This window comes from Methylophaga sp. UBA4204, from assembly GCF_002379485.1.
GTDB lineage: Bacteria > Pseudomonadota > Gammaproteobacteria > Nitrosococcales > Methylophagaceae > Methylophaga.
In genome coordinates this window covers 25,054-31,971 of the sequence record NZ_DFTU01000001.1, presented here as the reverse complement: position 1 = coordinate 31,971, position 6,918 = coordinate 25,054, and the positions used below count along the sequence as shown (strand labels likewise).

6 protein-coding genes are annotated in these 6,918 nt (G+C 42.8%); 3 read left to right on the top strand and 3 right to left on the bottom strand.

Annotation, left to right across the window (positions count from 1 at the left end; genetic code table 11):
• Positions 1–76 precede the first annotated feature (76 nt).
• Positions 77–754 (top strand): response regulator, encoded by a 678-nt coding sequence (locus B3182_RS00165; protein WP_292357008.1) that lies wholly within the window; start codon positions 77–79, stop codon positions 752–754.
• A 75-nt stretch (positions 755–829) separates the two neighbouring features.
• Here the strand turns inward: B3182_RS00165 and gnd are convergent, their stop codons facing one another.
• Positions 830–2,290, bottom strand: a complete 1,461-nt coding sequence (gnd, locus tag B3182_RS00160; RefSeq protein WP_292357010.1) for a decarboxylating NADP(+)-dependent phosphogluconate dehydrogenase — start codon at positions 2,288–2,290, stop codon at positions 830–832.
• Between the two features lie 827 nt (positions 2,291–3,117).
• Between gnd and B3182_RS00155 the strand changes: the two genes are divergently transcribed.
• Both B3182_RS00155 and dacB read left to right on the top strand, forming a co-directional pair.
• Positions 3,118–3,489, top strand: coding sequence for a DUF4870 family protein (locus tag B3182_RS00155; RefSeq protein WP_292357012.1), 372 nt, complete (start codon positions 3,118–3,120; stop codon positions 3,487–3,489).
• 128 nt (positions 3,490–3,617) lie between these two features.
• A complete protein-coding gene (gene dacB / locus B3182_RS00150; RefSeq protein WP_292411638.1) occupies positions 3,618–5,024 on the top strand; it encodes a D-alanyl-D-alanine carboxypeptidase/D-alanyl-D-alanine endopeptidase in 1,407 nt (468 codons plus the stop codon).
• Between the two features lie 81 nt (positions 5,025–5,105).
• On the opposite strand, the gene fae is transcribed toward dacB, so the two are convergent.
• A complete protein-coding gene (fae, locus tag B3182_RS00145) occupies positions 5,106–5,657 on the bottom strand; it encodes a formaldehyde-activating enzyme (protein WP_292357016.1) in 552 nt (183 codons plus the stop codon).
• Positions 5,658–5,940: 283 nt separating this feature from the next.
• Positions 5,941–6,849: a KPN_02809 family neutral zinc metallopeptidase gene (locus tag B3182_RS00140; protein WP_292357018.1), complete on the bottom strand. Its 909-nt coding sequence runs from the start codon at positions 6,847–6,849 to the stop codon at positions 5,941–5,943.
• Between the last annotated feature and the right edge of the window lie 69 nt (positions 6,850–6,918).

The window sequence follows — 6,918 nt, the reverse complement described above, 5'->3', positions numbered from 1 at the left end:
GCTGTTGATCTTTCATAGCCGCCAGCAGTGGTGAATATGAAAGATCAATAAGTCCTAACCTCCACAGAGTATTTACATGGCCACAATATTACTCATAGAAGACGAAGCTCAGATTAAGAAATTTTTGAGGATCAGTCTTGAAGCACATCATCATGTGGTGCTGGAAGCCAGGCTCGGTGAACAAGGATTAGCCATTATGGTCGAACAAAAGGTTGACCTGTTGATTGTGGACTTAGGTTTGCCGGATATGGATGGACAGGATGTTATAAAAGCATTACGTAAATGGTCACAGATCCCGATTATTGTTCTGTCTGTTCGATCCAGCGAAGATGAAAAAGTGCAGGCATTGGATGCCGGTGCTAATGATTATGTCACCAAACCGTTTGGCATCAGTGAGTTGATGGCTCGGGTTAGAGCGTTACTGAGAATAAGTGACAATACTGTAGCTTCTAACAGTAAACGTGAAATCAATGGCCTGTTTATCGATTTAGCGGAATATCAGGTCAAACTGGATGACAGAATAATTCATTTATCTCGTAAAGAATTCGAGTTGCTTCGATTACTCACAGAACAGCCAGGGCATATCCTGACCCATCGTTTTTTAACCCAGACCATCTGGGGTGAAAGCTTTGTTGATGAAACACATTATTTACGTGTTCTAGTACGCCAGTTACGCCATAAACTTGGTGAAGAACCTATACAACCAAGATTTATTGAAACCGTTCAAGGTGTGGGATACCGGTTTAAAGTTTAAATTAAAAAACTCATTTCACCTTAAATCTGCCTCAATGATATGACAGGAGGCATATCACTGAGGCGTGAAACACATTCAGACATCGTAGTTGCTGGCAGATATATTTCCACCGCGTCCTGTCCAGTTGGTGTGAAAAAATTCACCTCGGGGTTTATCGAGTCGTTCGTATGTATGGGCACCAAAATAATCGCGTTGTGCCTGTAACAAATTGGCTGGCAAACGTTTACTGCGATAACCATCATAAAATGACAAAGCACTGCTGAAGGTAGGTACCGGCACACCAACGTCAATCGCTGTAACGACCGCTTTTCTCCAGCCCGGCAATGCTTCGCTGATGGCGTCAATAAAGAACTCATCCAGCAATAGGTTCTGCAAATTCGGATTCCGCTCAAAAGCGTCACGGATTTTGGATAAAAACTGGCTCCGAATAATACAGCCACCACGCCACATCATCGCAATACCCCCATAATTCAACTCCCAACCATAAGTTGCCGCTGCTTCACGCATTAACATATAGCCTTGGGCATAGGAAATGATTTTGGAGGCATAAAGTGCATCCCGAACGGCATCAATCATTTCACGTTTATCACCAGTAAAAGCAACCGCCTTAGCCGGTAATACGCGAGATGCCGTAACCCGTTCATCTTTCAACGCTGACAAACAACGGGCAAATACCGCCTCACCTATCAATGTTAAAGGCGTGCCTAAATCCAACGCATTCATGCCCGTCCATTTTCCGGTACCTTTTTGACCTGCGGTATCCAGAATATGATCGATTAACAAACTGCCATCAGGTTCTTTTACTTTAAGAATGTCGCGAGTAATTTCAATCAGATAGGAATCCAGCACACCATCATTCCATTCGGCAAATACCTGTTGAATTTCATCACCTGACAACCCCATGCCTTCTCGCATCATCTGATAGGCTTCACAAATCAGTTGCATATCGCCATATTCAATACCGTTATGCACCATCTTCACATAATGGCCTGCCCCATCATTTCCTACCCAGTCACAGCAAGGCTCACCATCAACCTGCGCAGAGATTGATTGGAATATATCTTTTATTGCTGGCCATGCAGCTTTATTACCACCGGGCATTAACGAAGGTCCATGGCGTGCCCCCTCTTCACCACCAGACACACCACTGCCAATAAACAGAATCCCTTGCTGATGTAATTCCTGAGTACGGCGATCGCTGTCATTAAACAAAGAGTTACCACCATCTATGATAATGTCACCTTTCTCCAGATACGGTAAAAGTTGCTGGATAAAGCTGTCGACCACATCCCCTGCCTTTACCATCAACATAACCCTCCTGGGCCGTTGCAATGATTCAGTAAACGCTTTCAAATCGTGACAGGCAATAATTCTGGAACCATTTGCAGGGCCCTGCATGAACTCGTCTACTTTCGTGGCTGTTCGGTTGTAAACAGCAACGGTAAAACCTTTATCGTTCATATTTAAAGCCAGATTCTGGCCCATGACAGCAAGTCCGACGATACCAATGTCAGCGGTTTGACGGGTTGTTTTCATATGATTAAATCCCTATATAGTTTTGTTGTAGTGGCTTATTTGTTCAGGGTTGCCACAATACTCACAAAGGATTAATCTGTAAAACAGTTTATTCATACAAAAACAATCGATAAAAACGATTAATATCCATAAAAAATGTGACAGAGTTAACATTTTTGGATTATTGTCAGCATTTATTGCGCATAAAGTGTGACGTGGTTATCATTTATTGGCGGGAAATCGTTATTTTGTTTAAATAACTTTAAATTAAGAGTCTGAATTAACGGCTCCAAGCTGTTGTAAATTCATGGGTTTTCTGTTTTCCTTAGGTGTTGACGGGTAAAGTTTCCTGTGAAAACAGGAATTATTCATTTACGGTAACTGGGGTTGTAAGAGTAATAATAAATATGTGACTTACCTGTTAGTTCAATATTGGCCTAACGGAAAACAAAGATGTTGATAAGATCAGGGAGATATCGATATGGCAAGTTATTACCTAGATTCAAATCCTAAGCTTCCTAACAAGGGATGTGACACTCATCATGTGTGTCCAGAAACATGTCCCAATTTACCCCCAATGATTGATCGCATTCAATTGGGTGATTTGCCAGATTGTAAAACGGCAATTCATGTTGCCAGAAGAAAGTTTTACAACCAGGCTCATCTAATCAGTGAATGCTCTCATTGCTCTAACTCCACTCCACATGAAACGCTTAACTAATTTCACTTCTTAATTAAAACAGCGATATAGCAAAATTTCACTCCAACATAGTTTTTTCCTGAGATAAAGTTTTGGTATCTGCCTGCAAAAGATTTATCCTTGCAGGCAGATAACCAAAGGATATTTCATGTCTGAACCCAGAATTATTCCCAATCCTTCCCCAGACCCCGATATGAACGATAATTCAAATCAAGTCAAAACACTGACGATTGTTATTTATGCCCTGCAGGCAGCATCCTTTATTGTTGGTTTAACGTTCCTGGTTGCCGTTATCATGAACTACATCAAACGCGATGATGTGCGTGGAACGTGGCTTGAATCACATTTTCGCTGGCAGATCCGTACCTTCTGGTTTTGTCTTTTGTGGGGCTTGATAGGTGCTTTATTGAGTGCTGTAGTTATCGGGGTTTTCATTCTGCTGGCCAATGCGATTTGGGTTATCTACCGTATAGCCAAAGGCTGGATGAATGTGGCCGAAAACAAACCGATGTACACTTAAGATTCACCAGCCAATCGCTGTTGTCGTCGGCGTTTCTCCAAGCTTAGCTTTTTGTTTCAAATTAAATGCTGAATTTCATGATAGGCTTTGCAATCTTTTAACTTAAAACTCATGTATCACTGGACTGTATGACCAAATATCTCACCCTGGTAATGTTGCTTTTCTTTAGTGTTTCTACTTACGCTACACAAACTTTTTCTGACCCGGCATTGAACGGCAAGCCTACACCGGAAGGTGCAGATATTGCTTTGTATGTTGTCGATACCGCAAGTGGCAAGGAAATTTACTCTGAACGTGCTGAACAGTTCCAGCAACCTGCCAGTTTGCAGAAAATCATTACGGGTCTGGGAGCTCGCCTGGTTCTGGATAAAGATTTTCGTTTTGAAACCACAATGGAAACGACTGATCGCGATGTGATAATCAATTTCAGTGGAGACCCGACTTTCACCCGCACCCATCTGCGTGTTCTGGTCGAAAAACTTAAGCTCAAGCAAACTACTATCGATGGAAATCTCTATTTGAACGGCAGCGCCTTCGACACCTCTGAGCGTGCTGTTGGCTTACCATGGGATATTATGGGTGTCTGTTACAGTGCCCCGTCCAGTAGCATTACGATGAATGGTAACTGTATCTACGGAAAAATTGAGGGCACTACCCCGGCACCCGTTAAGGGGCTGAAAGCCAGTGGCTCGCCATATATCAGTATCAGTGCTGACGATATCATCATCCGCGAAGGCCTGGAAAATCAGAATATTGATTGTGATCTCAAGCTGACTGCCGACAATAAAAATCACTTCTCACTTAATGGATGCGTGGGCTCGCATCGTTTGCCAGTAAATTTTCATCTTGCGGTACAAAACACCACCTTATATCTCAAGGAGGTTCTTCAGGAGGAACTGGATCGTGCCGGAATCAGATTACGTGGCAAAATTATTCGTGACGATACCGCACATGGGACCGTTATTGCCTTGCATCAATCAGAACCATTGATGAAACTGATCGATTTGATGATGAAACGGTCGGATAATCTGATTGCTGATAATCTGCTTAAAACGGTTGGCCGTGTTTATTACAAACAACCTGGTAGTTATGAGAATGGTGCGGCCGCCATCAAAGAGGTATTTAAGGAAAAAGCCGGTATTGATTTGTCTCGTGCCATTATCATGGATGGTTCAGGGTTATCACGTAACAATAGGGTCACCGCCAAGCAGTTAATGCAGGTCGTCCAGTACATCTTCAGCCATAAGGAGCTGGGACTGGTTGATACGCTACCCGTATCAGGACAGTCTGGAACCCTGCGATACCGCAGTAGCCTGATCAATACGCCATTGAGTGGCAAAGTAACAGCAAAAACCGGTTCTATCTATGGTGTTTACAATCTGGCTGGGAAAATAAATACAAAATCAGGCAAGTCATTGTACTTTGTACAGTTACTTTCCAATTATCATTCAGATAGTGACAACCGCAATGTTGCACGTAAGCCACTTCGGGATTTTGAACGTGGTTTTTATGAAAAGTTATTTAACGAGCATTAAATAGACGACTACTTGTCCTGTAACCAAAAAAAACCCTCTTTGCTCACACAAAGAGGGTTTTTTAGTGAATACAGCTTTAACTTACCAGGCTGATTCACCCGTTTCTGGATCATACATTTCATGATGGATTTTATTGCGGTTGGCAATCAGCTCATCAATTGTTGGTGAACCTGACATCGCACGTTTGATGGCCAATTTCATCGCTTCGTAATTCGTGCGGTATAAGTCCTTGCGATCAACATCCGGATTAGCAGCCGCATCTGGCGCGATCCAAATCATCGCCACGATACATAAATCATCAGCATGTTCTTTTGGTATGACGCCTTCAATAACGCTATCCAATACCGCATCGGCCACCGCCGACTGAACCGGTCCACCAAACAATTCCACATAACTGCTCGATTTGATGGTCACTTTAGGCACGATCATGGTTGCCGGTTTAACCTGTTGATTGGTGGCACGAATGGCAAACATACGGGTGTGACCTTCTGTCTGCCCCATCAAATTGGCAAATGCCTGGCCTGCCGGACCTTTGGTGCTGCCAATTAAAATTTCCGGCATCGCATCCGTGCCTTGATCTTCACTGGCAAAAACGGTGGCTTCTGCGGTTCTAAACCAAACGGGTTCTGACATTGTTAAACTCCAAATAATTATAAGAAAAAACGCGCCATTCTATGTTGCTGGTATCTGCGCCCGCAAGCAATAATCCAAAAGGTGTAATTGACCGTAATTTATGCAGTCTATTTTTGGTATTAATCACATTCAATAAATGCTAACGAACACATCAAAATGACCTGTATTCAGTATGCTTATCAATATAAATTGGGGAATATTACATTTTAAGCTTCCAAAATATTGCATCCGGTGAGCAGAGCATCTGTAATTTTTAAAATAAAGAAACTCTTTCCTAAAGGGATTAACCGTTTGCAAATGTATTACAACGCGCGATATCTCCAGTTTCAAATCCCGTTTTAAACCACTGCATTCGTTGTTGCGAACTACCATGGGTAAATGAATCGGGGCTTACATAACCTTGCGATTGTTTTTGCAAGGTATCATCCCCTATCGCACTGGCAGCTCTTAGCCCTTCTTCAATATCACCGGTTTCCAAAAGTTGACGTTGATCATTTGCATGATTGGCCCAGATACCTGCAAAACAGTCTGCCTGTAATTCCTGTTTGACCGAGAGTTTGTTGGCTTCTGTTTCGTTTAACCGGCTGCGGGCAGCATGAACTTTTTCTGAAATCCCCATCAGAGTCTGAATATGATGTCCCACTTCATGTGCAATCACATATGCCTGAGCAAAATCACCAGGTGCTTTGAATCGGTTTTTGAGTTGATCGAAAAAATTCAGATCCAGATAAATCTGTTGATCTGCAGGACAATAAAAAGGGCCGATTGCTGACTGGGCAATGCCGCAAGCCGAACGTACCACCCCTCTGAACAACACCAGATGAGGCTCCTGATACTGTTCATCATTTTCCTGAAAGATACTGCTCCACGTCTGCTCGGTATCTGCGAGGATTACTGAGACAAATTCAACTAGTTCTTTTTCCTGCGGCGTTTGATTTAACGTTTCGGTGGAAACGCTGGTGGGTGGACTTTCTCCCAGTCCTAGCGCATAGAGCATATTGCCTAAATTACCGGTAAACAAACCATAAGCAACCACAGCGACAATTACTAACAAAGTACCTTTAACACCAAGAAATCGAAAAACCAACGGTAATAATCGTAAACCACCACGTCCTAAGCCTCCAGCTCCAGAAGTACGCATGGCCCGTCTGTCTTCAATATTGCTGCTTTTGGGTCTTCCCTTCCAACGCATTGTTATAAATCCTTATTTATACGAGCTGAAATGTCGATGAAATTAACGTTATGTGATTCTGCAGACATC